The sequence below is a fragment of the Pseudorhodobacter sp. E13 genome, assembly GCF_003991405.1.
GTDB lineage: Bacteria > Pseudomonadota > Alphaproteobacteria > Rhodobacterales > Rhodobacteraceae > Pseudorhodobacter.
Genome location: NZ_RPEN01000154.1, coordinates 174,217 through 197,778 on the forward strand (window position 1 = coordinate 174,217; position 23,562 = coordinate 197,778).

At 61.0% G+C, this 23,562-nt stretch carries 22 protein-coding genes and 1 tRNA gene; 9 read left to right on the forward strand and 14 right to left on the reverse strand.

Translation table 11 applies throughout. From position 1 onward, the window contains the following. The first annotated feature begins 7 nt into the window (after positions 1-7). Positions 8-592: a 50S ribosomal protein L9 gene (gene rplI, locus EGN72_RS09585; RefSeq protein WP_127046938.1), complete on the forward strand. Its 585-nt coding sequence runs from the start codon at positions 8-10 to the stop codon at positions 590-592. Positions 593-655: 63 nt separating this feature from the next. Here rplI and EGN72_RS09590 read toward each other — a convergent pair whose 3' ends face one another. The 4 genes from EGN72_RS09590 to EGN72_RS09605 form a co-directional block, all read right to left on the reverse strand. Beyond that, complete coding sequence (locus EGN72_RS09590) at positions 656-1,189, reverse strand: HD domain-containing protein (protein ID WP_127046940.1); 534 nt, start codon at positions 1,187-1,189, stop codon at positions 656-658. A 142-nt stretch (positions 1,190-1,331) separates the two neighbouring features. Further along, positions 1,332-2,075: a hypothetical protein gene (locus EGN72_RS09595; RefSeq protein ID WP_127046942.1), complete on the reverse strand. Its 744-nt coding sequence runs from the start codon at positions 2,073-2,075 to the stop codon at positions 1,332-1,334. 147 nt (positions 2,076-2,222) lie between these two features. Further along, positions 2,223-3,557 (reverse strand): trigger factor, encoded by a 1,335-nt coding sequence (gene tig / locus EGN72_RS09600; protein WP_127046944.1) that lies wholly within the window; start codon positions 3,555-3,557, stop codon positions 2,223-2,225. Between the two features lie 24 nt (positions 3,558-3,581). Further along, positions 3,582-3,666: transfer RNA gene (locus EGN72_RS09605), tRNA-Leu, on the reverse strand. 202 nt (positions 3,667-3,868) lie between these two features. Between EGN72_RS09605 and EGN72_RS09610 the strand changes: the two genes are divergently transcribed. Further along, positions 3,869-4,339, forward strand: coding sequence for a Hint domain-containing protein (locus EGN72_RS09610; protein ID WP_158623167.1), 471 nt, complete (start codon positions 3,869-3,871; stop codon positions 4,337-4,339). Positions 4,340-4,413: 74 nt separating this feature from the next. Here EGN72_RS09610 and EGN72_RS09615 read toward each other — a convergent pair whose 3' ends face one another. Next, positions 4,414-6,081, reverse strand: a complete 1,668-nt coding sequence (locus tag EGN72_RS09615; protein WP_127046948.1) for an NAD(P)H-hydrate dehydratase — start codon at positions 6,079-6,081, stop codon at positions 4,414-4,416. A 175-nt stretch (positions 6,082-6,256) separates the two neighbouring features. Between EGN72_RS09615 and EGN72_RS09620 the strand changes: the two genes are divergently transcribed. The 4 genes from EGN72_RS09620 to EGN72_RS09635 all read left to right on the forward strand — a co-directional run bounded on the left by EGN72_RS09620 (position 6,257) and on the right by EGN72_RS09635 (position 9,360). Then, on the forward strand, positions 6,257-6,595 hold the full coding sequence (locus tag EGN72_RS09620; RefSeq protein WP_127046950.1) for a P-II family nitrogen regulator: 339 nt from the start codon (positions 6,257-6,259) through the stop codon (positions 6,593-6,595). 60 nt (positions 6,596-6,655) lie between these two features. Next, complete coding sequence (gene glnA, locus EGN72_RS09625) at positions 6,656-8,065, forward strand: type I glutamate--ammonia ligase (protein WP_127046952.1); 1,410 nt, start codon at positions 6,656-6,658, stop codon at positions 8,063-8,065. Between the two features lie 175 nt (positions 8,066-8,240). Then, entirely contained in the window at positions 8,241-8,780 is a 540-nt protein-coding gene (locus EGN72_RS09630; RefSeq protein ID WP_127046954.1) for a hypothetical protein, read from the forward strand. A 160-nt stretch (positions 8,781-8,940) separates the two neighbouring features. Next, positions 8,941-9,360 carry a glyoxalase superfamily protein gene (locus tag EGN72_RS09635; protein ID WP_127046956.1) on the forward strand — a complete coding sequence of 140 codons (420 nt, stop codon included), beginning with the start codon at positions 8,941-8,943 and terminating at the stop codon, positions 9,358-9,360. A 43-nt stretch (positions 9,361-9,403) separates the two neighbouring features. On the opposite strand, the gene speB is transcribed toward EGN72_RS09635, so the two are convergent. The 8 genes from speB to EGN72_RS09675 form a co-directional block, all read right to left on the reverse strand. Beyond that, complete coding sequence (gene speB, locus EGN72_RS09640) at positions 9,404-10,357, reverse strand: agmatinase (RefSeq protein WP_127046958.1); 954 nt, start codon at positions 10,355-10,357, stop codon at positions 9,404-9,406. 83 nt (positions 10,358-10,440) lie between these two features. Then, entirely contained in the window at positions 10,441-11,442 is a 1,002-nt protein-coding gene (locus tag EGN72_RS09645) for a tellurium resistance protein (protein WP_127046960.1), read from the reverse strand. 51 nt (positions 11,443-11,493) lie between these two features. Further along, a complete protein-coding gene (locus EGN72_RS09650) occupies positions 11,494-12,501 on the reverse strand; it encodes a hypothetical protein (protein ID WP_127046962.1) in 1,008 nt (335 codons plus the stop codon). 169 nt (positions 12,502-12,670) lie between these two features. Next, positions 12,671-13,762, reverse strand: coding sequence for an ABC transporter ATP-binding protein (locus EGN72_RS09655; protein WP_127046964.1), 1,092 nt, complete (start codon positions 13,760-13,762; stop codon positions 12,671-12,673). 17 nt (positions 13,763-13,779) lie between these two features. Then, positions 13,780-15,411, reverse strand: a complete 1,632-nt coding sequence (locus EGN72_RS09660) for an alpha-amylase family glycosyl hydrolase (protein WP_127047019.1) — start codon at positions 15,409-15,411, stop codon at positions 13,780-13,782. Between the two features lie 16 nt (positions 15,412-15,427). Further along, positions 15,428-16,558, reverse strand: coding sequence for a carbohydrate ABC transporter permease (locus EGN72_RS09665; RefSeq protein WP_127046966.1), 1,131 nt, complete (start codon positions 16,556-16,558; stop codon positions 15,428-15,430). Further along, positions 16,558-17,550 carry a carbohydrate ABC transporter permease gene (locus tag EGN72_RS09670; RefSeq protein ID WP_127046968.1) on the reverse strand — a complete coding sequence of 331 codons (993 nt, stop codon included), beginning with the start codon at positions 17,548-17,550 and terminating at the stop codon, positions 16,558-16,560. Before EGN72_RS09670 ends, EGN72_RS09665 begins: the two co-directional genes overlap by 1 nt. A gap of 136 nt (positions 17,551-17,686) precedes the next feature. Next, positions 17,687-19,039, reverse strand: coding sequence for an ABC transporter substrate-binding protein (locus tag EGN72_RS09675; protein ID WP_127046970.1), 1,353 nt, complete (start codon positions 19,037-19,039; stop codon positions 17,687-17,689). A gap of 277 nt (positions 19,040-19,316) precedes the next feature. Here EGN72_RS09675 and EGN72_RS09680 point away from each other — a divergent pair, with 277 nt between their 5' ends. The 3 genes from EGN72_RS09680 to EGN72_RS09690 are packed head-to-tail and all read left to right on the forward strand — an operon-like array spanning position 19,317 to position 22,677. Further along, positions 19,317-20,348 carry a substrate-binding domain-containing protein gene (locus EGN72_RS09680; RefSeq protein ID WP_127046972.1) on the forward strand — a complete coding sequence of 344 codons (1,032 nt, stop codon included), beginning with the start codon at positions 19,317-19,319 and terminating at the stop codon, positions 20,346-20,348. Positions 20,349-20,351: 3 nt separating this feature from the next. Beyond that, positions 20,352-21,680, forward strand: coding sequence for a GH1 family beta-glucosidase (locus EGN72_RS09685; protein ID WP_127046974.1), 1,329 nt, complete (start codon positions 20,352-20,354; stop codon positions 21,678-21,680). 16 nt (positions 21,681-21,696) lie between these two features. Continuing rightward, positions 21,697-22,677, forward strand: a complete 981-nt coding sequence (locus EGN72_RS09690; protein WP_127046976.1) for a glucokinase — start codon at positions 21,697-21,699, stop codon at positions 22,675-22,677. Positions 22,678-22,765: 88 nt separating this feature from the next. Here EGN72_RS09690 and EGN72_RS09695 read toward each other — a convergent pair whose 3' ends face one another. Next, on the reverse strand, positions 22,766-23,551 hold the full coding sequence (locus EGN72_RS09695) for a xanthine dehydrogenase family protein subunit M (RefSeq protein WP_127046977.1): 786 nt from the start codon (positions 23,549-23,551) through the stop codon (positions 22,766-22,768). Positions 23,552-23,562 lie beyond the last annotated feature (11 nt).

A 23,562-nucleotide genomic window follows, 5' to 3' on the forward strand; every position in this document is an offset into this window, starting at 1 on the left:
ACCAGACATGCAAGTGATCCTTCTTGAACGCGTCGCAAAGCTTGGCCAGATGGGCGAAGTCGTCAATGTAAAAGACGGCTATGCCCGTAACTTCCTGCTGCCGCAGGGCAAGGCATTGCGCGCCAATGATGGCAACATCAAATCGTTTGAGGCCCGCAAGGCCCAACTCGAAGCGCAAAACCTCGAGACCAAGAAAGAGGCTGAAGCCGTTTCCGCCAAGCTGGACGGTCAGACCTTCGTCATCATCCGCTCCGCATCCGATGCGGGCGCGCTTTACGGTTCGGTCACGACCCGTGACGCGGCAGATGCAGCAACCGAGGCCGGCTTTACCGTTGGTCGTGGTCAGGTCACGCTGGACAAGCCGATCAAGGAACTGGGCCTGCACACCGTTTCGGTCGTGTTGCACCCGGAAGTGACGGCGAAAATCGTCATCAACGTGGCCCGTTCGGCAGAAGAAGCCGAACTGCAAGCGGCAGGCAAGTCCATTCAGGAACTGGCCGCCGAAGCAGAAGCTGCGGCAGAATTTGAAATCGCTGAACTCTTTGACGAGATCGGCGCTGCGAATGAAGATGGCGAGGATATGGGCCGCTAATCGCGCCCTGCCTTCAGCAAACAGAACCGCGCAAGGGCAACTTTGCGCGGTTTTTTCATGGCCTTACGCGCGCGCACGCGCTTGCGCCCGCGAGGCGGCAAGCTGCCGGGCAAAGGCTGCGCGGGCGGGGTCGGCCCCGGCAGGCAGTGCCGCCACCACGGTTTCCGCCCAATCCAGATAGGCCAATTGCCGCGCTTGCGGCCAATGCAGCGGCGGGGTTTCCCCCACGGCCCGGATGTTTGACAGCTTGTCACAAATCTTCACCAGCGCGGCCTCTGGCAATTTCCCCGCCGCATTGACGATCTGCATGCGCTTGCGCTCGGCTTTCTCCAGCGATTTGTCGTCGGTTAGTTGCGCCACGATGGCCGCGATCTTTGGCCCGAAATGGGTTTCGATATCGGCGGCGGTGGTGTCGCAATCCTCTACCGTGTCATGCAGCCAGGCGGCAATGATCGCCGCCTCGGACCCGCCATGCCGCGCGACCAGATCGGCGACTTCTTCCAGATGGATGACATAGGGCTCTGCCCCGGCACCTTTGCGGGTTTGTCCGGCATGGGCGCGGGTGGCAAAGGCTTTTGCCTGTTCGATGGTGGTCATGGAACCTCTCTTTTCAGGACCGCGCGCGCCAAACGGAATTACCGTTTCGCGGGTCTGGTCACTTGTGATGTCGGGGAATGAAGGCACATGCCTTCACCCGCAATGCTAGAGAGGTCGCACCCCAAAGGCAAGGCCCTGTGTGTTACAGCGGGCCGAACCGCGCCGCCACGCGGGCTGCATGTTCGGCCACGGGCATCTTGCCCCTGCCCCAGATCGCCAGCATCTCTGCCCATGTCATTTCGGCAAAGGCCACCTCATCGCCTTCGACACTTTCGGCAAAGAGTTTCACATCGGCCCGATGCGCGGCAATCCGGTCCGGGTCCACCGCGCGGCCATTGGCCCAAGTGCCCGGTTCGGCATACAGATACAGCAAGACTGGGCGCAGATTGCGGCGTTGGCCTTCGGTGCGCAGGCCGTAGGCATGTTTGACCAATTGCACATCATCCAAGGCCGCGAAACGCCGTGCGCCATTGGCATGGGTGCGGCGCAGACGTGTGTAGCCTTCCATATTCTCGCCCCAGACCTTGCGGTCATAGCTTTCGGCAAATTCGTTTTTCTTGGCCGGGCGGAAGGGTTCATAGCGTTTCGATTCCACCCCGATCAGATAGCGATCCGTGACAATCGCGGCATCGAGCCAAGGGTGCTTGCCGCCTGCCCAAGGAAAGCGCATCTCGGCCTCGATCGAAACGGATTTGGCCTGCCCCATACCGCCGGGCAATTGCGGAAACATCTCGGGCCGTTCCAGAAACCAGCCAAAAGCATTGGCGGCCAAGGCGGCGGATGATTCCGGGCTGTCAAACTTACCGGATTTCAGCTCATTCCCCGGCGCCTTGCCAAGCATGGCCAGTATTTGATCAGCGGGAAGGCCGGGAAGGAAATCGGGCATGGGGTGAACCTTTCAAGGGCGCGCGCGGATGGGGGGCCGGGGGCCTCCGGCGGGGATATTTTTGCCGAAAAGAAAGCGCGGGCGCAAAGGAAAAGGGCCGCGCTGGTTGGCACGGCCCCGATCCGACTATCGGCCCAAGCGGCTGGATTACATTTCGTCCAGGGCTTCGATGGCTTTTTGCAGGTCTTCCTTGCTGACCGTCTTGTCCGAGACTTTTGCCCCGGCGACGATATGGTCGACCACTTTGTCTTCGAAGATCGGCGCGCGCAGTTGCTGCTGCATCTGGGCGTTCTTTTGCACGAACTCAAAGAACTGACGCTCTTGCCCCGGATATTGGCGGGCTTGCTGCATGACAGCTTGGGTCATTTCCTGATCGGTCACGGTGATTTCAGCCTTGCGGCCCACTTCGGCCAGCAACAGGCCCAAACGCACGCGACGCTCGGCCAGTTTCTTATGCTCATCCGTGGTTTCGATATTGCCGTGGTTATGGTCGTGAACCTCGGGGTTTTCTTCGTGCCACAGTTGATGCGCGATCTGGCCCGCTTCGGCTTCGACCAGAGACTGCGGCAGTTCAAACTTGACCAGCGTGTCGAGCTGATCCAGCAGCGCCCGCTTCATCACAGCGCGCGAGGCACCGTTATATTCGGCTTCCAGACGTTCGGCGATCTGGCCTTTCAGGGCGGCCAGATCTTCGGCGCCGTATTTCTTGGCCAGTTCGTCGTCAATCTCTGCCGCTTTCGGGGCTTTGACCGCTTTGACCGTGCATTCGAACACAGCCGCTTTGCCAGCCAGATGGGCCGCGCCGTATTGTTCCGGGAAGGTCACGTCAACCTTGACTTCGTCACCGGCTTTTGCGCCGACAAGCTGCGCCTCAAAGCCCGGGATGAAGGAGTTGGAACCCAGCACCAGCGGGTAATCTTCGCCCGAGCCGCCTTCGAAATAGTCACCATCGACCGAACCCTTGAAGTCGATCACAACCTGATCGCCGTCCTTGGCCTTGGAGCCTTTCTTGCGGTCTTCAAAGTTTTGTGCGGATTCGGCCAGATTTGCCAGCGCTTCATCCACAGCCGTGTCTTCGGCCTTCACGACCAGTCGTTCCAGCGTGACCTTGCTTGCATCCACATCCGGGATTGCCGGCAGGGCTTCATAGGTCATGGTGACCACAACGTCCTGGCCTTCTTTCCACTCTTCGCCGTCAACCATCTTTACATCGGGTTGCATGGCCGGGCGGTCGCCGGATTTATCAAAATGGTCTTTCATCGCGCTGTCGATGGCATCCTGCATCGCTTCGCCCATGATCCGCGGGCCGAACTGCTTGCGCAGCATCGCCATTGGCACTTTACCCTTGCGGAAGCCCTTCATTTCGACTTCGGGCTGCGCCTCGACCAGTTTTTCTTGCACTTTCGCGTCAAGTTCTGCCGCCGTCACCGTGATGGTGTAACCGCGCTTGAGGCCTTCGTTCAGGGTCTCAGTGACCTGCATGTAAATCCATCCTTCTCATATATCTGGTGCGGGTAGAGGGACTTGAACCCCCACGCCTTGCGGCGCCAGAACCTAAATCTGGTGCGTCTGCCAATTTCGCCATACCCGCATCTCATCCACGCGACCTTTGACCTTGTGCCACAGGCCGCGATGAAATTCCGCGCCCTTCTAGCAAAGCCGCGCGCGGGATGCGAGAGGAAAAGATTGCCTTAAAATGGATAGATTCAAAATCGAAGTTTGACGTCTCATTGACTCATTGCCGCCACATTTCAAAGCGAAGAAGGATGCAGGGATCAAGGAAAGCACACACAATGACACAGAACGCTGACACCATCGACCGCACCGAGACCACGCTGACCAATGGGCTGGTTGCCGGCACCACGGTTTTGACCCTGTCGGGTGAAATGCCGGTGGAATATATTTCTGTGGGGGATCGGATCATCACCCGCTCTGGCGCGCGGGCTGTAAAAGCTGTGCGTTCCGCTGTTATGCCAAGTGCGAAACTGGTGTGCATTTCGGCTTCGGCCCTTGGGGTGGAACAGCCCGAGGAAGACATGCGCGTCGCCCCCGATCAGGGCATCCATATCCGCGACTGGCGCGCCAAGGCACTGAAAGGTGTGGCGCAAGCCGTGATCCCTGCCAAGGAACTGGCGGATGGCGAATATATCCGCGTTGAAACGGCTTTGGGTGTTTGCCTTTACAGCTTGGAATTTGACGGTGCCGAAGTGATCTATGCCAATGGCGTGGAAGTGACCTGCGCCCCCGCCTCGGTTTCTGCCTGATCTATTCCCCCTGTTTTCCCTGATCTTCCCGGTAAGCCCGCCTCCGCAAGGACGGTGGGCTTTTCCTTTGGCGGCTAGAGGCCCAGACCGCGAAAGACCTTTGGCACTTCTTCGGGCAAATCCTCGGCAATCAGGCCGGGGCCGAAGGACCGCGCGCATTCCACATGCAGCCAAGCGCCGATTTCCGCGGCTTGCATCGGTGCAAATCCCCGCGCCAAAAGCCCCGTGATAAACCCCGCCAGCACATCGCCCGACCCTGCCGTTGCCAACCATGGGGCGGCACGACCATAGGCTGCCGCGTTGATGGCGCAGCGCCCATTGGGGGTTGCAATCACCGTGTCGGGGCCTTTGAACAGCACCACACAGCCCGCGCGCCTTGCTGCCTCTCGCGTCGCATCCACCTTTGAATAGGCGGGGCCTTTGGTGGCCGGTTCATTCAACTTGGCCGCGATATCGGGGAACAGACGCGCAAATTCGCCGGCATGGGGCGTCAGCACGCAGGCATCGTGCAGCTTTCCGAACAACGCCGAATCCCCGGCCAAAAGGGTCAAGGCATCGGCATCCAACACGGTCGGTCGGGGTTTATCCCGCCCCGCGTCCAACGCCGCGGCAATCAACTCTGCCTGTTTTGCCGTGGTTCCCAACCCCGGCCCAAGGCAAAGCGCCTTGATTCGCCCGTCTTGCAGCACATCTGCCAAAGCCGCCGAATCCGCGATGGGTTTAAGCATGACCGCATTCAACTGCGCCGCATTCACCATCACCGCCGAAGGCGGGCAGCCCAGCGTCACCAACCCTGCCCCAACCCGCAACGCGCCCCGCGCCGCCAGACGGGCAGCGCCGCCACGCGTCATCCCGCCAGAAAGAACAAGCGCGTGGCCGTGGGTGAATTTATGCGCGGCATGTGCAGCGTCCCATCCCTGTTTTCCCAGCATTTCGGCACGAAAACTGCCGGGATGTCGGATATCGGCGTCCGATGTGCGCGAAACCGGTTCAACCAAACCCAGCAGCACAGGACGCAGCGCGCCGCGCCACACACCGGAAACCTGCCGCGGCGCCACATGTTGCCGCCATGGGGCGATACCGATGTCTTGCACAACCACCTTACCGCACAGCTCTGGCCCCGCTGCCAGAACGTGCCCCGCCTTCAGGCTATCAAACGCCACGGTCAGACGTGCGGTAGGCACCGACGATCCGCCAATCAGCATGCGCCCGCTGTTCAGGCACAGGCCCGAAGGCGCATCCACCGCGACAAGCCGTGGCTGATAATAGCCTTTATCGCCATTCCGCCCGCCAAGATGGGTCAGCACGTTGCGCAATTCATCTGCCGGAGGTCGCGACAGCCCGGTGCCGAAAACAGCGTCGATATAAAGATCGCTTTCACCGCCGCTGCGCAGGTTTTGTTCCGTCAGCGCCTCTGTTGGCCCCAGATCGGCCCAAGCCTTCGCGTTTGTTGCAGCATCTGCGGGCATTGCGTCTGGCACAGCGGCTGCCAGAACGCGCACCTCCCAGCCCCATTCCTTCAACAGCCTTGCCACGACAAACCCGTCGCCGCCGTTATTGCCCGGGCCGCACAGCACGACCGCGCGGTGGGATGTGGCGCGCAGCGCGGGCCATTCGGCAAAAATCGCCTCGAAAACGCCGCGCCCGGCACGTTCCATCAGCTCCAACCCCGTGACGCTGCCAGAGGCGATTGCCGCCTGTTCAATGGCGCGCATTTGGGCAGCGGTCAGCAGTTCGGTCATTTTTCAGGCCTCAAAGTTTTTATTCCGCACATAAAAGCAACCACATGCCTAATTTTTAATCACAACCCAATTTTCCACCCCCCTGCCCGCATCGGTTAAGGCTAACGCAATTGTCGCGCCCTTTGGGAAATGGTCAACACAAGCCCAAGAGAATTTTGACCGGAGGAGTCGGCCGATGAAGAAGATCGAAGCGATTATCAAGCCATTCAAACTTGATGAAGTGAAAGAGGCGCTTCAGGAGGCCGGGATTCAAGGTCTTTCGGTGACCGAAGTAAAGGGTTTTGGCCGTCAGAAAGGCCATACCGAGCTTTATCGCGGCGCGGAATATGTGGTGGATTTTCTGCCCAAGGTGAAAATCGAAGTGGTGCTGACCGATGACATGGTCGATGCCGCGATCGAGGCGATCATCTCTACCGCGCGCACCGACAAAATCGGCGATGGCAAGATTTTCGTCTCGCCCGTCGAACAAGCCATTCGCATCCGCACCGGGGAAACCGGCGAAGACGCGATCTAAGACCCGCGGCACCGGGGGCGACCCCGTGCCAAACGATGCTTTAGCAGAAGGAATGACCATATGAGTCAGGTCAAAGACGCCCTGAAACTGATGAAAGACGAGGAAGTCGAATATGTCGACGTCCGCTTTACCGACCCCAAAGGCAAGCTTCAGCACGTGACGCTGGTGGCTGACCTTGTAGACGAGGACTTCTTCGAAGAAGGCTTCATGTTCGATGGCTCCTCCATCGCGGGTTGGAAGTCGATTGACCAGTCGGATATGAAACTGATCCCCGATGCGGGTTCGGTCTATATCGACCCCTTCTATGCCGAAAAAACCATGTGCGTGCATTGCAACGTGGTGGAGCCCGATACCGGCGAAGCCTATTCCCGCGACCCGCGCGGCACGGCAGCCAAGGCAGAGGCCTATCTGAAAGCCTCGGGCATTGGTGATACGTCCTATTTCGGCCCGGAAGCAGAATTCTTCCTATTCGACGATGTGCGCTATTCCGTGACCCCGCAGAAAGTGGCGTTCTCCATTGATGCCGAAGCGGCAGCCTGGAACACCGATGCGGAATTCGAAGGCGGCAACCTTGCCCACCGCGCAGCCCATAAGGGCGGCTATTTCCCGGTGAACCCGGTGGATGAGGCACAGGACATTCGCGGCGAAATGCTGTCCACCATGAAGCGTATGGGCATCAAGGTTGACAAGCATCACCACGAAGTGGCGACCTGCCAGCACGAGCTTGGGATGATCTTTGGCGGTCTGGTCGAACAGGCTGACAACATCCAGAAGTATAAGTATGTCATCCACAACGTGGCCCATGCTTACGGCAAGACCGTGACCTTCATGCCGAAACCCATGAAAGGCGACAACGGCTCGGGGATGCATGTGAACATGTCGATCTGGAAAGACGGCAAGCCTTTGTTCGCTGGCGACAAATACGCCGACCTGTCTCAGGAAGCGCTGTATTTCATCGGCGGTATCCTGAAGCACGCGAAATCCTTGAACGCGCTGACCAACCCGTCCACCAACAGCTACAAGCGTCTGATCCCCGGCTTTGAAGCCCCGGTTCTGCGCGCCTATTCCGCGCGCAACCGCTCGGGCTGCGTTCGTATTCCGTGGACGGAATCGCCGAAAGCCAAGCGCGTGGAGGCACGTTTCCCCGATCCGGCAGCGAACCCCTATCTGGCCTTTGCAGCCTTGCTGATGGCTGGCCTTGACGGCATCAAGAACAAGATTGATCCGGGCCCGGCGTCCGACAAGGATCTTTACGATCTGCCGCCGGAAGAACTGGCAGCCATCCCGACCGTTTGCGGCAGCCTGCGCGAAGCGCTGGAATCGCTGGAAGCAGATCACGACTATCTGCTGGCTGGCGATGTGTTCACCAAGGACCAGTTGGATGGTTACATGGCGCTGAAATGGGAAGAGGTTTATGCCTATGAGCATACGCCCCACCCGATCGAATACGCGATGTATTACTCCTGCTGATCGCCAAACCTGCGATCTGGCATCAAGGCCGCCCTTCCGGGGGCGGCCTTTTTCGTTACGTTACGTCACCTATTCGTTAACAAATGATGAACCGTTTTTCGCCACATTTTCCACAAATTTCAGGCTCAGGTTGTTTTTCCAGCGAATGACGCGCCTGAAACGGAAAGGAACGGTCATGCAAGACACGGCAACACTTATTGCGCATATTCTGTTCAAGAATGGTGCGATTTTAAATTTTGGCACAGTTTTGCGGAATCTCGATAGCTGTCTGGAGACAGCGTCAAACGGCGCCTATTCATTGGTATGGGACAGCGAAGAGGTGATGGTGGCGCAATTCGCCCAGACAAAGGTGATCCTTGTGGCGGCCCCCCAAACCGATCTGGGCGCAGGCTTTACCCTGACCATCGCGGTCAGCCCAAAGGATGCCGATGCGGTCGCCGACCCTGCTCTGGCCCGGTTTCATAAACATCTCGCGCTCGACCTCGTTCAGCTTTTCAATGAACCCGCGCAAAGCAGCGGTGTGATGTGGCAACGTGCGGCGGCCCCGATCTCGGTAGAGGCGGTCGAACGCATCGCCGAGGCTTTGGCCGAGCGGTTGACAGACCTGGCCCCCGCGCAGACGCCGCTGCTCTCGCAGGCAGCCAGCCTTGAGACGGCCCCGATTTTGCCCGCCTCCGCCTTGGTCTTGCAATCCGCCCCCGCATTGCCCATCTAAAGGCGATGGGGTGCAGGCCCCCGCCTCCCGCAGCCGTAAGGCCAAGGTGAAGCCTGTTGTCGACAGACTGTCTTTTCATGGACCCGCTTTCTTGGTCATGCAGAACAGCCGTAACGCGGGAAACGATTGCCAGGCGCATGGCCCTTTGAAAGGCACGAACATGCAAGACACCACAACCCAAACCGCCCTGAAGGCGCAAGCCAAACGGCTGCGCAAAGCCTTGGCCGAAACCGGAACCGAGGTCAGCCACAGCCGCGCGCTGGAACTGGTCGCGCAATCCATCGGCGCGCGCAATTGGAATACGGTTGCCGCCCAGCCACAGCCCAGTCTGCCCACATGGCATATCGGGCAGCGCGTTTCCGGCCATTACCTTGGCCACGCCTTTACCGGGCGCATCCATGCCGCCTCTGCCCGTTCGGCGGGCTGGCATCGGTTGACGATTGATTTTGACACCCCGGTAGACGTGATCAAATCGGCGCATTTCTCCTCGTTCCGGCGCCGGGTTTCGGCGGTGGTCGGGGCCGATGGCCGCACGGTTGAAAAAACCTCGGACGGCAAGCCGCATCTGGCACTGGTCTGAGCATCTGGTTTGCGGCCCTGTTGAACCGGGGCCGCAACGCCACTTAGCCCGCGCGTTGTGGCACGCCGGGCAGCACGCAAAGCATCTCATACAACAGGTTCGCCCCGATCAGCGCCGTATTGCCCGATGGATCATAGGGCGGCGACACCTCGACCAGATCACAGCCGACGAGGTTCAAGCCCGCACAACCGCGAATGATTTCAAGTGCTTGAATGGTGGTCAGCCCGCCGGGTTCCACCGTGCCCGTGCCGGGCGCGAAGGCCGGGTCAAGGCTGTCGATGTCGTAGGTCAGATAGCAAGGCGCATCGCCAATCTTGGCGCGAATATCGGCCATCAGCGGGGCCAGCGATCTGTGCCAGCACGCCTCGGCCTGCACCACCGTCCAGCCCTTGTCGCGTGCCCAGTCAAAATCATCCGGGCCATAGCCGGTGCCGCGCAGCCCGATCTGAAACACCTTGTCATTGATCAGGCAGTCCTCCTCCCATGCGCGGCGGAAGGGGCAACCATGCGCCACCTTTTCCCCGAACATATGGTCGTTGATATCGGCATGGGCATCGACATGGATCAGCGCGACAGGGCCGTGCCGCTCTTTCATGGCACGCAGGATCGGCCAGCTGAGCGTATGGTCGCCACCCAGCGTCAGCGGGATGGTGCCATGGGCCAGAACCTCGCGGTAATGCGCGGCGATGATCTCGACCGATTTCTTCAGATCAAAGGTGTTGATCGGCACATCGCCCAGATCGGCCACTTGCAAATGGTCAAAGGGGGCCGCCCCTGTTGCCATGTTATAGGGGCGCAGCATCCGCGACTCATCCCGGATCTGGCGCGGCCCCAAGCGTGTGCCGGGCCGGTTGGAGGTGCCGATATCCATGGGAATACCAATGAAAGCCGCATCCAGCCCTTTGGCGTTGGATTGTGTGGGCAGGCGCAGCATGGTGGCAGGCCCGCCAAAGCGCGGCATCTCATTGCCGCCAAGGGGTTGGTTGAATCTGGTCATGGGGGTCCTTTGCCGCTGGTGTCACGCATGGGTCCAAGCTGTGACACCGCGCGGGCAAAGGCAATCCACTTCCGAGCGGCGGCTCAGGCTGTGGCGGCGTTGGTTTTGGCTGCCAAGCCGCCCTTGGTCCAGGCTTGCAACACTTTCAACGCGATGGCAGGCACGATCCCGATGGCCGCAATCAGGCAGGCAAGCCCGGCCCAAAGCCAAATCCCCTGCCCGCCCGCCGCACCCGCCAGCCCCAATAGCAAACTGGTATAGGCCGCCAGCGGAAAGGTGAACGCGCCCCAAAGCGCCGAAAAGCCTGACCCGGTGATCCATTTCGCCGTGACCAGCAGCGCCCCCAGAATGGCCGCCCCCAGCAGCCCCGCCGCCACTGCAAGCCCATGCAGGCCCAAAGCCAGCGCCACGGTGCCAAACAGGCTTGCCGGGGCAAGGTGAATGGCCAGCAACGGGCGCAAGGGCGCAGGCGGTATCCGCTTGATCAATTGCACAAGGCTTACGCCCCAGATCACCGCCGCAATCGCCATGGTGGCGATCAGGATCATGCCGGCAAGCGACGTATACCCCAAAGGTGCCGCCGTCACCGCCGCCAGAATGAAGCCCACGAAGTTCAGATGCCAAACCGGGGTGACATGCCGCCCCTCCTCCGGGCCGCGGCGCAGCGCCAGAATGATCAATCCCGCCAAGACCAGATGCAGCCCCAATCCGGCAAACATCAGGGCCGAGGCCAAGGCGGTGGAATAGGGCAGCACCGTGGTTGAAAACAGAAACAACCCCAGCGACATCGCAGCCAAGCCCGCCCGCCCCGGCAGGATTGCCAGATCCTCCATGATCACACCGGGCCGCTGCGACAGTTTCAGCGCATAGCCAAGAACCGCAAAAATCCACAGCAGGCTGATCGCGCCCAAGGCGATTTCAGCAATCGCAACCGGATAGCCAATCACATCCGCCCCGCGCCGCAAGGCCAGTCCAAGGCCGAACAACCCCATGATCACCGGAAACACCGCAGGCGGCATGCGTTGAAACGGCTTCAGCTTGACGGGCGGAAATTCGGGGGCGGGGAAAATCGGCGGGCGTTTCATCGGCAATCCTTGCTGCTGCTGCGCCCTGTCTAATTCAATCCTGCGAATATTTCAGCGCGGCGCGTTGTCACCTGTGGTCTGCGGGATCGCAGCACTTTGGTCAAGAACCATCGCCCGAGGCTTGTCCATGGCAATGGCGGCGCGCGGGGGCTCGATGCCCCCCAAGCCGCCTGCCCCCTGTTGGCGCACGTGCCGCAGGGGCGGCAAGACAAGGCAACTCGCCCCCATGGCTTGCACCTTCGCCCCAGTGCCCAGTTTGAACCGCGCCAAGGCCGCGCCTTGCCCGCTGTCGACATCGCCAAGGTCCACCTGCTGCACCCCGCGCGCGCGCAGCGCCAGCATCGCCTGCCACAACAGCGGCCCATGCGCAAAGGCCGCGCGGCCCCGCGCACTCGCCCAGCCCAGAAAGTAGCTTGCACTTGGCCCGTGGATCAAAAACACCATCCCCGCCTGCAACGCCCCTTCGGCATGCCAGCCAAGCGCCAGGCTTTGCCCCGGCCAATGCAGCGCCAAGGCGCCTGGCAGGTTGCGATAGCCCCGCGCGTGCCGTTGCGCCGCCTCCTGCGCGATCATGTGTTCAAGCGCCGCGCCGCGCAGGGGTTTGGGCCGCACCTGCGCCTCGGCCTTGCGCAAACGGTTGCGCCATTTGCCATGCAAGCCTTGCCGCACCACCGCCGCCTCCTCGCGTATCTGCCAAAGCGCACGGCTGCGCCCGGTGATCAGCGGGATAAGCCCCCAACCCGCCAGCGGCATATCGGGTGTTGCGATGGTAGCCCCCGGATGGCAGGCCAAGCCCCGCAAAGCACAGCGCTTGTCGGCCTCTGTCGCATCCTCCAGCCAGATCGGGCCTTGGTTGATCAGCCGCAGCCCGCGCCGCTGCATCACCTGCACCAATGCCACCTCACGCCCGGCATGGCGCAGCACGGCGCGGCGGGGTGTGGCCCCCAGCCGGTGCATCGCGGCCCCATAGTCCCAGCTTTGCCGCAACGGAAGGTCACGCAGGCCCGCAACCCGCGCCTGCCAACCCGCCTCGTCAATCTGATCCCACAGGATATCCATGCCTAGTTAAGACAACAGAAACCTGAATCAGCGATTAAGAACGCCCACCCGTTTCGCAAAAAAGGCAAAGGCCATGCAACACATCCCCGCCCCGCGCTACACGCTTTGGGTGCCCGCCCTGATCTCGCTTACGCTTAGCGCGGGTTTTCTGCTGGGCTGGGCCCTTATCTCAGCTTTGGCGGTAATAGAGTGATTGGCCCTCGTGGAACAAATGCACCTTCTTGGGGTCCGCCGTCAGCTTCACGACCTTGCGGCGCAAATCGGCGTGGATGCCCGGCAGCTTGCCCACAACCTGCGCCGCCTCTCCCTGCCGTTTGAAATACAGCAGCGTCACTTCACCCAAGGCTTCGGTGATCTCCACCTCTCCGGTGAAAATCGCCTCGCCTGTCGTCTCAACCAGATCTTCGGGGCGCACACCGATATTGACCTTCATGCCCAGATCCGGCGTCACCGTCGGAATGGCAGAGCGTGCAATCCCGCCCCCCTCCAGTTTCACCACGGTTTGCGGCCCGGTTTCCACCACTTCCCCCGCCAAAAGGTTCATCGCGGGTGAGCCGATGAATTGCGCCACAAATTCGTTCTGTGGCCGTTCATACAGGTCCAGCGGCGTGCCGACCTGGCTGATGCCACCGCCCGCCAGCACCACGATGCGGCTGGCCAGCGTCATTGCCTCCACCTGATCATGGGTTACATAGATCATGGTGCGGTCGGCCATCTGCTCTTTCAACTGCGCAATCTCAATCCGTGTGGCCACGCGCAAGGCGGCATCAAGGTTCGACAAGGGTTCATCGAACAAATAGACCTTGGGGTCGCGCACGATCGACCGCCCGATCGCCACCCGCTGCCGCTGCCCGCCCGACAACGCCTTGGGCAAACGATCCAGATAGGGCGTCAATTGCAGAATGTCGGCGGCCTTGGTCACAGCCGCCGCAATCTCATCCTTGGTTTTCTTGGCGATCTTCAGCGCGAATTCCATGTTTTCGCGCACCGTCATATGCGGGTAAAGCGCATAGGACTGGAACACCATCGCGATGCCGCGCTGCGCCGGGGGCACATCATTGACCACGGTGCCGTCAATTTCCAAGGTGCCGCCGGTGATCCGCTCCAACCCCGCGATCATGCGCAGCAGGGTGGATTTCCCGCAGCCCGAGGGGCCGACAAACACAATCAGCTCCCCTTTCTGGATATCAAGGTTGATGTTCGACAGAACCTTCACCTCGCCATAGGCTTTCTCGACATTCGTCAGCTTCAGATCAGCCATCGTCCCCCCCTTTCGTCCTATGCCTTGACCGCGAGGCAAACCTGCCACGGGTCCAAGCGGATGGTTTCTGCCAGCGCGGTGCCGTTATTGGGCCATAGGCTGCGCCACAGCCCTTTGGGCGCGGTCACGGTTTGCGCATGCTCGCCCAGATTGAAGGCGCAGAAAACCGTCTCGCCCTCCACCACGCGGGTAAAGCTGAGCACATCACCGTTTGCGGTCAGCCCCAACTGGCTGCCGTGCCGCAGGGCCGCGTGTTGGTGGCGCAGGGCAAGGGCGGCTTGATAATGCGCGAACAGGCTGCCGTCGGCCTTGGCGCCGTCCCCTGCCAGGTGCAGATGCTGCGGCGGCACGGGCAGCCACGGCTTGCCTGCCGTAAAGCCGCCGGTCTGATTGTCCGCTTGCCAGACCATCGGCGTGCGGCAGCCATCGCGGCCCTTGAACTCGGGCCAGAATTCAATCCCGTAGGGGTCTTGCAGGTCCTCAAATGTCAGCTCTGCTTCGGGCAGGCCCAACTCCTCCCCCTGATAGAGGCAGGCAGAGCCGCGAAGACACATGAGCAACAGCGCGTAAGCCTTTGCTGCATCAACAGAAAGCCCCCAACGGGTGATATGGCGCACCACATCATGGTTGGAAAACGCCCAGCAGGCCCAACCATCCGGGGCCGCATCCTCCAGCGCTTTGAAAATCTCGACCACGCGCGGGGCTGTCACCCGCTCTGGCCCCAGAAATTCAAAGGCATAGCACATCTGCATCCGGTCATCGCCGCGCGTATATTCGCCGAGGATTTCAAGGCCCCGCTGGGCATCGCCGACCTCGCCCACCGCTGCGGCGTTATAGGGCTTCATCACCGCGCGCAGCTTTTTCAGGAATTCGACATTCTCGGGCTGGCTTTTGTCAAACAGGTGCATCTGGTGGTTATAGGGGTTCACCGCAGGGGCGGTATCGGCGTTGCGCTGATCCACCGGCAGGCCCGGATTGTCGCGCAAATGCTTGTCATGCGTATAGAAATTGATCGTATCAAGACGGAACCCATCGACGCCCCGATCCAGCCAGAACCGCGCCACGTCCAGCAGCGCCGCTTGCACCTGCGGTTCGTGGAAGTTCAGGTCGGGCTGCGAGGTCAGGAAGTTATGCAGGAAATATTGCTGCCGCCGCGCATCCCATTGCCAGGCCGAGCCGCCAAAGATCGACAACCAGTTGGTCGGCGGGGTGCCATCCATCTTTGGGTCGGCCCAGACATACCAATTGGCGCGGGGGTTGTCGCGGTTTGCGCGGCTTTCCTTGAACCAGGGGTGCTGGTCCGAGGTGTGCGACAGCACCAGATCAATCATCACCCGCAGGCCCAGATCATGCGCGCGGGCCACGACCGCATCAAAATCCGCCAGCGTGCCGAACATCGGATCGACATCGCAGTAATCCGACACGTCATAGCCGAAATCCTTCATCGGAGAGGTGAAGAACGGGCTGATCCAGATCGCATCGGCCCCCAGTTCGGCAATATGCGGCAAGCGCTGCACGATGCCCGCCAGATCGCCGATGCCATCCCCATTGCTGTCTTGAAAGCTGCGCGGATAGATCTGATAGATCACCGCCCCGCGCCACCAATCCGTATCCTGCGCGCGCGCTGTCGCGTCGAGTTTCTGCGCCATTCCCATATCGCTTTCCTTATTTCACAGATCCGGCCAACAGGCCGCGGACCAAGTATTTCTGCATGGCAAAGAACACGACCAACGGCACCGCAATGGTGATAAAAGCCGAGGTTGCCAGAATTTCCCAATCGCCACCGCGCGATCCCATCAGGTTTTTCAACTGCCCGGTCATCACAAGCTGATCGGCGGAATTGCCGAGGAACACCAAGGCGACCAGCAGGTCATTCCATGTCCAGAGGAACTGGAAAATCGCAAAGCTGGCCAAGGCCGGAAAGGACAGGGGCAAGATGATCCGCAGGAAAATCTTGAAATCCGTCGCCCCATCGACCCGCGCGCTTTCGATGATCTCGCGCGGCAGGCCCACCATGTAATTGCGCAGCAGATAAATCGCGAGCGGCAGGCCAAAACCGGTATGGGCCAACCATATCCCGATGTAATTCTTGCCGATGCCGATATCATTGTGCAGCTTCAGCAGCGGGATCAGCGCCAGTTGCAAGGGCACGACCAGCAGGCCCACCACCCCCGCCACGATCAGCGCGCGGCCCGGAAATTCCATCCACGCCAAGGCATAGGCCGCAAAAGCCGCGACAAGGATCGGGATCACCGTGGCGGGGATAGAGACGGTCAGCGTGTTCAGAAACGCCCGCCCCAACCCTTCGGCCCCCAAAACGCGGTCATAGTTTTCCACAGTGAAGCGCGCGGGCGTGACCGTGGTGGCGAAAATCCGCATGCCCCGGCTGCCTTCCATCGCGCTTGCCGAGGTGATCGTGAAATCACCGTTTTCCAGCACGGTCAGGGTTGCGCCATCGCCAGCATCGACACTGCTGCCCACCTCATGCGCGCCGGGTTCGCGGATCGAGGTGCCAAAGGCCGAAACCTTGCCCGCGCCGCCTTCGAACACATTGCCTTCCAGCACATACAGCCCATCGACCAGCTTGGCGCTGTCGGGGGCCGGGGCGCGGTATTGCAGTGACGCCTCGGCGGGGAACATCGCCTTCCACCAGCCTGACGCGGTGATCTGATCACGGTCGCGGAAGCTGGAGACGAGCAACCCGAAGGTCGGGAAGGTCCACAGCAGCACCAGCGCCAGCGCGCACAGGTTCACCGCCCAGACAAGACGCGATTTCGTGCCGACTATATTGTCCATCAGCGGGCCTCCCGAGCGGCGTTGCGAATATTCCAGATCATGATCGGCGTCACCATCAGCATGATGACGATAGCCGCGGTCGAGGCGCGGCCCGTATCATTGCCACGGAACATCCAGTCAAACATCAGATTGGCCAGCACCTGCGTGCCCCATTGGCCATTGGTCATTGTCAGCACGATGTCAAACACCTTCAGCACCGTGATGGTGATCGTGGTCCAGACCACAAGGATCGTGCCCCAGATTTGCGGCACCTTGATCTTCATGAAGATTTGCAAGGGCGAGGCCCCGTCAAGGATGCTTGCCTCGATGGTTTCTTCGGGGATGCCGCGCAGGGCCGCCGACAGGATCACCATGGCAAAACCGGTCTGAATCCAGACCAGCACGATCATCAACAGGAAAGAGTTGACGACAGGCGATGTCAGCCAAGTTTGCGCCTGCCCGCCCATCGCCGTCCAGACCGCGTTCAGGATGCCAATCTGTTCCTGCCCGTCGGGGCGGTATTCATAGACCAGTTTCCAGATCACGGCGGCACCGACAAAGGAAATCGCCATCGGCATGAAGATCATCGCCTTGGCGAAATTGCCCCAGCGGATGCGGTCTGTCACCGCCGCTGCTACAAGGCCGAAAAAGGTAGAGGCCGCAGGCACGAAGACCAACCACAGCAGATTGTTGAACATGCTTTCGCGGAATTTGTCGTCGTTGATCAGCCAGATGTAATTATCCATCCCGACAAAGCTGTCGCCTTCGGCATCCATGAAGGACAGATAGACCGAAACGAACACCGGATAGACCAGATAGACCGTCAGCAAGGCCAAAGCCGGAAACATGAACAGCCAGGGCCGGATCTGATTGGCGCGGTTGATATTGGCCCCCGCATTGGGGCCAGAGGCCGGGTAAAGGCGGTCCAACGCGATGTTGGACAGAAAAAAGTAACAAATACAGCCAAAGACGCCGATTAAAATCGTCACAGCCGCCATCACGAACTGTTCCATGAGCCCCCCCAAATTTCGCGCAGTGAATAACCACAGACCAACCCGGATTTTCGGTGAGAAAGCCGCCCGGCCCCGCCGGATAGGTTGGAAACTCCCCGCCCGGACAGCACCGGGCGGGGGTCAGCAGATGGTCAGCTTACTTGATGCTGTCCCATGTCTTCTGGATATCAGCCGCCACAGCAGCGGCATCCTTGCCGGCGGTGTAATCCACCATCCCGGTCCAGAACACGCCCGCGCCAATCGCGCCCGGCATCAGGTCCGACCCGTCGAAGCGGAACGTATCGGCCCCCAGCAGAATGTCGCCCATCTTTTTCAAGGTCGGGTCGCCGTAAGCTTCGGTGTTCACGCCCTTATGCGGGGTCAGGAAGCCGGATTGCGCCATCCAGATTTCATGCGCGATCGGGCTTTGCAGGAACTTCATGAAGGCCTGCGCGACCGGGCTGTCTTGGGTCACGACAAACAGCGTGCCTGCGCCCAGAACCGGCTTGCCCAGATCCTTGCCCTCATAGGCGGGGAAGTAGAAGAAATCAGCATCTTCACCCACCACGGTGCCTTCGGGGAAGAAGGACGGGATGAAGCTGGCCTGACGGTGCATGTAGCAAGCGGGCGGCGAGGCGAACAGACCTTTGGGGCTGTCACGGAAATCGGTGGACCCGACGGCCCCCGCACCACCAGCCACATTGGCATCCACACGCGCAAAGCTGCCGAAATCTTCAATCGCGGCGATGACTTTGGGGTCATCGAACTTCATCTCGTTGCTGACCCAGGCGTCATAATCGGCCGGGGTATTGTTGCGCAGCATCATGTCTTCGACCCAGTCGGTCGCAGGCCAGCCGGTTGCGGGGCCCGAACCCAGACCAATGCACCACGGCGTGCCACCATCGGCCACGATTTGCGCAGTCAGCTCTTTCAGGCCTTCCATCGTGGTCGGCACTTCATAGCCGGCATCCTCAAAGTTTTCCGGCACATACCAGACCAAGGATTTCACATCCACCTTGTAGAACATGCCATAGAGCGCCTTGGCGCCATCGGGACCGGCATAGGTTGCCAGATCAACCCAAGACTGCCCGGCGGCATAATTCTCTTTCAGCCAATCGGCGGTTTCGGCGGGCAGAGCTGCCAGCTTGCCGCGCTTTGCCAGATCAGCGGCCAAGCCCGGCTGCGGGATCACGGCGATGCCCGGAGGCGAGCCTGCCTCCACGTCAATCATTACGCGTTGTTCAAACCCGTCGCCGCCGGAATATTCCACATCGGCCCCGGTTGCGGCCTCAAAATAGGCGATCACGCTTTCAAAAAGCTCTTTGTCAACGCCGCCCCAAGGGCCGTCGATCTTCAGGCTTTGGCCTTTCAGATCGGTGGCTTTCAGCGCTTCAAAACTGTCCCAGTGGAAACGCGCATCCTCACCCGGTGCGAATTTCAGCTCTTGGGCCTGTGCGGCCCCGGCCAGCAAGGCAAACGCCGCCGCCCCCATAAAATATCTGGATTTCATCTCATCCTCCCGACGATCACGCCTTGTGGCGCATTTGAACCGAACCCATGCGGTAGAATCGTTTTTCAAACCGCTTTGGATGCGGGACCATCTCGGATTTTGCCCTCTGTGTCAATCACCAGTTGCGCCTGCGATGCGCGACATTTGCGGCGTTAACACATGTAATAAAGGCAAAATGCTGCACCGCCGCATTATCGGACTGGCCCGAGTTTGCCTTTGACCAATCGAACAGAAGCCGCTAGCCTGTGGCGAAATTCAAACCGCTTTGGGTAATCTGGTGAACCTAAAAGACCTGTCTCGCAAACTCGGGCTTTCGCCAACCACGGTCAGCCGGGCGCTGAACGGCTATCCAGAGGTGAATGAAGCCACGCGCGAAAAGGTCGTCGCGGCGGCGAAACTGCACAATTACAAACCCAACACGCGGGCGATCCGGCTGGCAACCGGGCGGGCGATGGCGGTGGGCCATGTGATCCCGGTGGAAACCCGGCATGAAATCGTGAACCCGATCTTTGCCGATTTCATCGCAGGCGCGGGGGAAACCTATTCGCGCGCGGGCTATGATCTGATCTTGTCCATCGTCCCAGATGGGGATGAGGCCCGCGTTTACCGCGAAATGAAATCGCGCGGCAATGTGGACGGGGTTATCGTCCACTCCCCCCGGCAGGTTGATTTCCGGATCGGCTTGCTGCATGAAATCGCGATGCCCTTTGTCGTGCATGGCCGCGCCACCGGGGCCGCGCAGGCCTATTCCTGGGTTGATGTGAACAACCGCCGCGCCTTTCGCCGGGCGGCGGGCTTTTTGCTGGATCTGGGGCATCGGCGCATCGGGCTGATCAACGGGTTGGAGTTCATGGATTTCGCGATCCGCCGCCGCACCGGCTATCTGGAGGCGCTGGCCGAAAAGGGGGTTGCGCCGGAACCCGGGCTGATGCGGTCGATCGAGATGACGGAATCGCTGGGCTATGAGGCCGCGCGCGACATGCTGGCGCAACCCAACCCGCCCACGGCGTTTCTGCTGTCATCCATGATCATCGCTTTGGGCGCGCGCCGCGCGATTGAGGAACGCGGCCTTGTCATGGGGCGCGATATTTCGGTGATCACCCATGATGACGACCTCAGCTATATGAAAAACGGCACCGATGTGCCGATCTTTACCGCCACCCGCTCCTCTGTGCGCGAGGCGGGGCGGCGCGCGGCGGCGATGCTGCTGGAAACCATTGCCACCCCTTCCCCGCTCCCCACCTCTCAACTGCTGGAGGCAGAGCTTATCATCGGTCAATCGACCGGCCCCGTTCCAAACAGGTCTTAACACATGCTTCCCCATCGTTCCGAATTCCCCGAAGGCTTCCTTTTCGGGGCGGCCACCTCATCCTACCAGATCGAAGGCCACCGCTTTGGCGGCGCGGGCCGCACCCATTGGGATGATTTTGCCGCCACCCCCGGCAATGTCACGCGCGCTGAAAATGGGGCGACGGCCTGCGACCATTATCACCGCTGGGCCGAGGATTTTGACCTGATGCAAGCGGCGGGGTTTGACGTTTACCGCTTTTCCACCTCTTGGGCGCGGGTGATGCCCGAAGGGCGCGGCGCGGTGAATGCCGAAGGGCTGGATTATTATGACCGTTTGGTGGATGGGATGCTGGCGCGCGGGTTAAAGCCTGCTGCAACGCTCTATCATTGGGAACTGCCCTCGGCGCTGGCCGATCTGGGGGGCTGGCGCAACCGCGATATTGCCAATTGGTTTGCCGATTATACCGAGGTGGTGATGCGCCGCATCGGTGATCGTGTCTGGTCCGCCGCCCCTATCAATGAGCCGTGGTGCGTGGCGTGGCTGTCGCATTTTCTGGGCCATCACGCGCCGGGCTTGCGCGACATCCGCGCCACCGCCCGCGCCATGCATCATGTAGGGCTTGCGCATGGCCGTGCCATTGAAACCATGCGCGGGCTGGGCATGGGCAACCTTGGGGCCGTGTGCAACATGGAATATGCAGCCCCCGCCGATGACAGTGCTGCGGCAGCGGCGGCGGCATCGCTTTACGATGGCTATTATAACCGCTGGTTCCTTTCGGCCATGTTCAAGGGCGAATATCCGGCGGATGTGCTTGAAGGGCTTGGCCCGCATATGCCCGCAGGCTGGCAAGCGGATATGGCGACCATCGCCGCCCCGGTCGATTGGGTCGGCATCAATTACTACACCCGCAAGCTGATCGCCCCGGCCCCCGGCCCTTGGCCTGCCCACCGCGAGGTAGACGGCCCGCTGCCCAAAACCGAAATGGGATGGGAGATTTATCCCGAAGGCCTTGGGTTCTTCCTGCGCCGCACCGCGCGCGATTATTCCGGCGATCTGCCGATCTATATCACCGAAAACGGCATGGCCGGCGCAGACCGCCTTGTTGCGGGCCGCGTTGAGGATGCGGCCCGGATCGACTATCTGGCCCAGCATTTGCGCGCCGTGCAATCGGCTGCTGCCGATGGCGTTCCGGTGCAAGGGTATTTCACATGGTCGCTTCTGGACAATTACGAATGGGCCTTGGGCTATGAAAAGCGCTTTGGCCTGATCCATGTCGATTTCGAAACCTTGCAGCGCACCCCAAAAGCGTCCTATCACGCGCTAAGCCGCGCGCTGTCGCGCAAGGCCTGAAAACGGAGCGCCCCGCATGACCAGCCAGACCGCCCAACGCTTTTCCCTTGTGGCCGATATTGGCGGCACCAATACGCGCGTGGCCTTGGCCCAAGGGGCGGTGCTGCGCGAAGCCTCGATCAAGCGGTTCCGCAACGCCGACTATCCGGGGCTGGAAACCATCCTGCGCCATTATCTGGAGGCCGAGGGCACCCCCGATTGCGCCGGGGTTTGTGTGGCCGCGGCAGGGCCTGTGGCGCATGGTGTGGCCACGATGACCAATCTGGATTGGACCATCGACGGCGCCACCCTGACGCGGGCAACAGGCGCGGGGCTGGTGGCCATTCTGAACGATCTGCAAGCGCAGGGCCACGCCTTGGGCCATATCCCGGCGCAAAACCTGCGGCCTGTGATTGCGGGAGGTGAGGCTGACCCGCGCGCGGCCAAGCTGGTGATCGGGGTGGGCACCGGTTTCAACGCGGCCCCGGTGCATGAAACCCCTTGGGGGCGCGTGGTGGCGGCGTCCGAATGTGGCCATGTCAACATGCCGGTGCGCTCCGCGCTCGATCTGAAACTGGCGCATTTCGTCGAAACCGCACATGGCTTTCCGGGGGTCGAGGATGTGCTCTCCGGTCGCGGGCTTGAACGGCTGTTCGCCTTTGTCTCGGTCGAGGCAGGCGCGCCTGCGGAACGCGGGGCGGCGCAGATCATGGACGGGCTGGAGGCTGAAAATGGCGCGGGGCTGTCAACCGAAACCGCGCGGCTTTTCGTGCGGCTGCTGGGGGCCGAGGCCGGAAACCTTGCCCTGACCCACCTGCCCTTTGGCGGTGTGTTCCTCTGCGGCGGTGTCGCGCGCGCCATGGCCCCCTATCTGGGCGCAATGGGGTTTGAAGCGGCGTTCCGCGACAAGGGCCGCTTTGCCGGCTTCATGCAGAATTTCCCGGTTTCGGTGATCGAGGATGATTACGCCGCCCTGACCGGCTGCGCCGTCTATCTGGACCAAGGCGCAAAGGGTTAAAGCCCGCCCTCACTCACATGCGCAACCCTGCACCTGCGTGTGCAGCGGTTGGGCGCGGTCTCAATGGCCGCGCCCAACCGGGCTTGTCTTATCCCGCCGCCATCACGGCGCGTTTGGTCATCACACCGCACAGATGCGCGCGATACTCCGCACTGCCATGCAGATCGGCGATCATGTCATCGGCGGGCAAGGTCAACCCTTTCAGCGCCTCGGGCGTGAAACTGGCCGACAGCGCCGCTTCGGCCTCTGGCCAGCGGAACACGCCATTGTTGGACGCCCCGGTAATTGCCACCCGCACCCCATCCGCGAACTGCGCCACAAAGGCCCCCACCAGCGCAAAGCGCGACGCAGGTTGCACGAATTTGGCATAAGCCGCCTTTTGCGGAACCGGGAATTTTACGGCTGTGACAATCTCGCCTTCCTCCAGCGCGGTTTCAAACATGCCAAGGAAGTAGTCATCCGCCGCAATCTCGCGGGTATTGGTCACGATGGTTGCCCCCGACCCCAGAACGGCCGCCGGATAGCAGGCCGAGGGGTCGTTATTGGCGATACTGCCCCCGATGGTGCCACGATTGCGCACCGCAGGGTCGCCGATTTGCCCGGCCAGCGCGGCAAGTCCGGGATAGTATTTCGCCGCCTCGCGCGCCACCACCGCATGAGGCGTGGCCCCGCCGATGATGATACCGGCATCGCCTTGGCACACCCCTTGCAATTCCGGGATGCCCGTCAGGCTGACCAGCGTGCCGGGGTCGGCCAGCCGTTGCTTCATCGTCGGCAACAGGGTTTGTCCCCCCGACAGCGCCTGCGCCCCATCCGCAAGGGCTGCCACCGCATCGGCCAGCGTCTTTGGCTTAACCAGTTCAAAACTATGCATGATCGCCTCCG

What these genes read in the sequence shown, in the direction of transcription:
- rplI (WP_127046938.1), top strand. Translation starts at nt 8, where the DNA reads ATGCAAGTGATCCTTCTTGAACGCGTCGCAAAGCTTGGCCAGATGGGC.
- EGN72_RS09590 (WP_127046940.1), bottom strand. Translation starts at nt 1,189, where the DNA reads ATGACCACCATCGAACAGGCAAAAGCCTTTGCCACCCGCGCCCATGCC.
- EGN72_RS09595 (WP_127046942.1), bottom strand. Translation starts at nt 2,075, where the DNA reads ATGCCCGATTTCCTTCCCGGCCTTCCCGCTGATCAAATACTGGCCATG.
- tig (WP_127046944.1), bottom strand. Translation starts at nt 3,557, where the DNA reads ATGCAGGTCACTGAGACCCTGAACGAAGGCCTCAAGCGCGGTTACACC.
- EGN72_RS09610 (WP_158623167.1), top strand. Translation starts at nt 3,869, where the DNA reads ATGACACAGAACGCTGACACCATCGACCGCACCGAGACCACGCTGACC.
- EGN72_RS09615 (WP_127046948.1), bottom strand. Translation starts at nt 6,081, where the DNA reads ATGACCGAACTGCTGACCGCTGCCCAAATGCGCGCCATTGAACAGGCG.
- EGN72_RS09620 (WP_127046950.1), top strand. Translation starts at nt 6,257, where the DNA reads ATGAAGAAGATCGAAGCGATTATCAAGCCATTCAAACTTGATGAAGTG.
- glnA (WP_127046952.1), top strand. Translation starts at nt 6,656, where the DNA reads ATGAGTCAGGTCAAAGACGCCCTGAAACTGATGAAAGACGAGGAAGTC.
- EGN72_RS09630 (WP_127046954.1), top strand. Translation starts at nt 8,241, where the DNA reads ATGCAAGACACGGCAACACTTATTGCGCATATTCTGTTCAAGAATGGT.
- EGN72_RS09635 (WP_127046956.1), top strand. Translation starts at nt 8,941, where the DNA reads ATGCAAGACACCACAACCCAAACCGCCCTGAAGGCGCAAGCCAAACGG.
- speB (WP_127046958.1), bottom strand. Translation starts at nt 10,357, where the DNA reads ATGACCAGATTCAACCAACCCCTTGGCGGCAATGAGATGCCGCGCTTT.
- EGN72_RS09645 (WP_127046960.1), bottom strand. Translation starts at nt 11,442, where the DNA reads ATGAAACGCCCGCCGATTTTCCCCGCCCCCGAATTTCCGCCCGTCAAG.
- EGN72_RS09650 (WP_127046962.1), bottom strand. Translation starts at nt 12,501, where the DNA reads ATGGATATCCTGTGGGATCAGATTGACGAGGCGGGTTGGCAGGCGCGG.
- EGN72_RS09655 (WP_127046964.1), bottom strand. Translation starts at nt 13,762, where the DNA reads ATGGCTGATCTGAAGCTGACGAATGTCGAGAAAGCCTATGGCGAGGTG.
- EGN72_RS09660 (WP_127047019.1), bottom strand. Translation starts at nt 15,411, where the DNA reads ATGGCGCAGAAACTCGACGCGACAGCGCGCGCGCAGGATACGGATTGG.
- EGN72_RS09665 (WP_127046966.1), bottom strand. Translation starts at nt 16,558, where the DNA reads ATGGACAATATAGTCGGCACGAAATCGCGTCTTGTCTGGGCGGTGAAC.
- EGN72_RS09670 (WP_127046968.1), bottom strand. Translation starts at nt 17,550, where the DNA reads ATGGAACAGTTCGTGATGGCGGCTGTGACGATTTTAATCGGCGTCTTT.
- EGN72_RS09675 (WP_127046970.1), bottom strand. Translation starts at nt 19,039, where the DNA reads ATGAAATCCAGATATTTTATGGGGGCGGCGGCGTTTGCCTTGCTGGCC.
- EGN72_RS09685 (WP_127046974.1), top strand. Translation starts at nt 20,352, where the DNA reads ATGCTTCCCCATCGTTCCGAATTCCCCGAAGGCTTCCTTTTCGGGGCG.
- EGN72_RS09690 (WP_127046976.1), top strand. Translation starts at nt 21,697, where the DNA reads ATGACCAGCCAGACCGCCCAACGCTTTTCCCTTGTGGCCGATATTGGC.
- EGN72_RS09695 (WP_127046977.1), bottom strand. Translation starts at nt 23,551, where the DNA reads ATGCATAGTTTTGAACTGGTTAAGCCAAAGACGCTGGCCGATGCGGTG.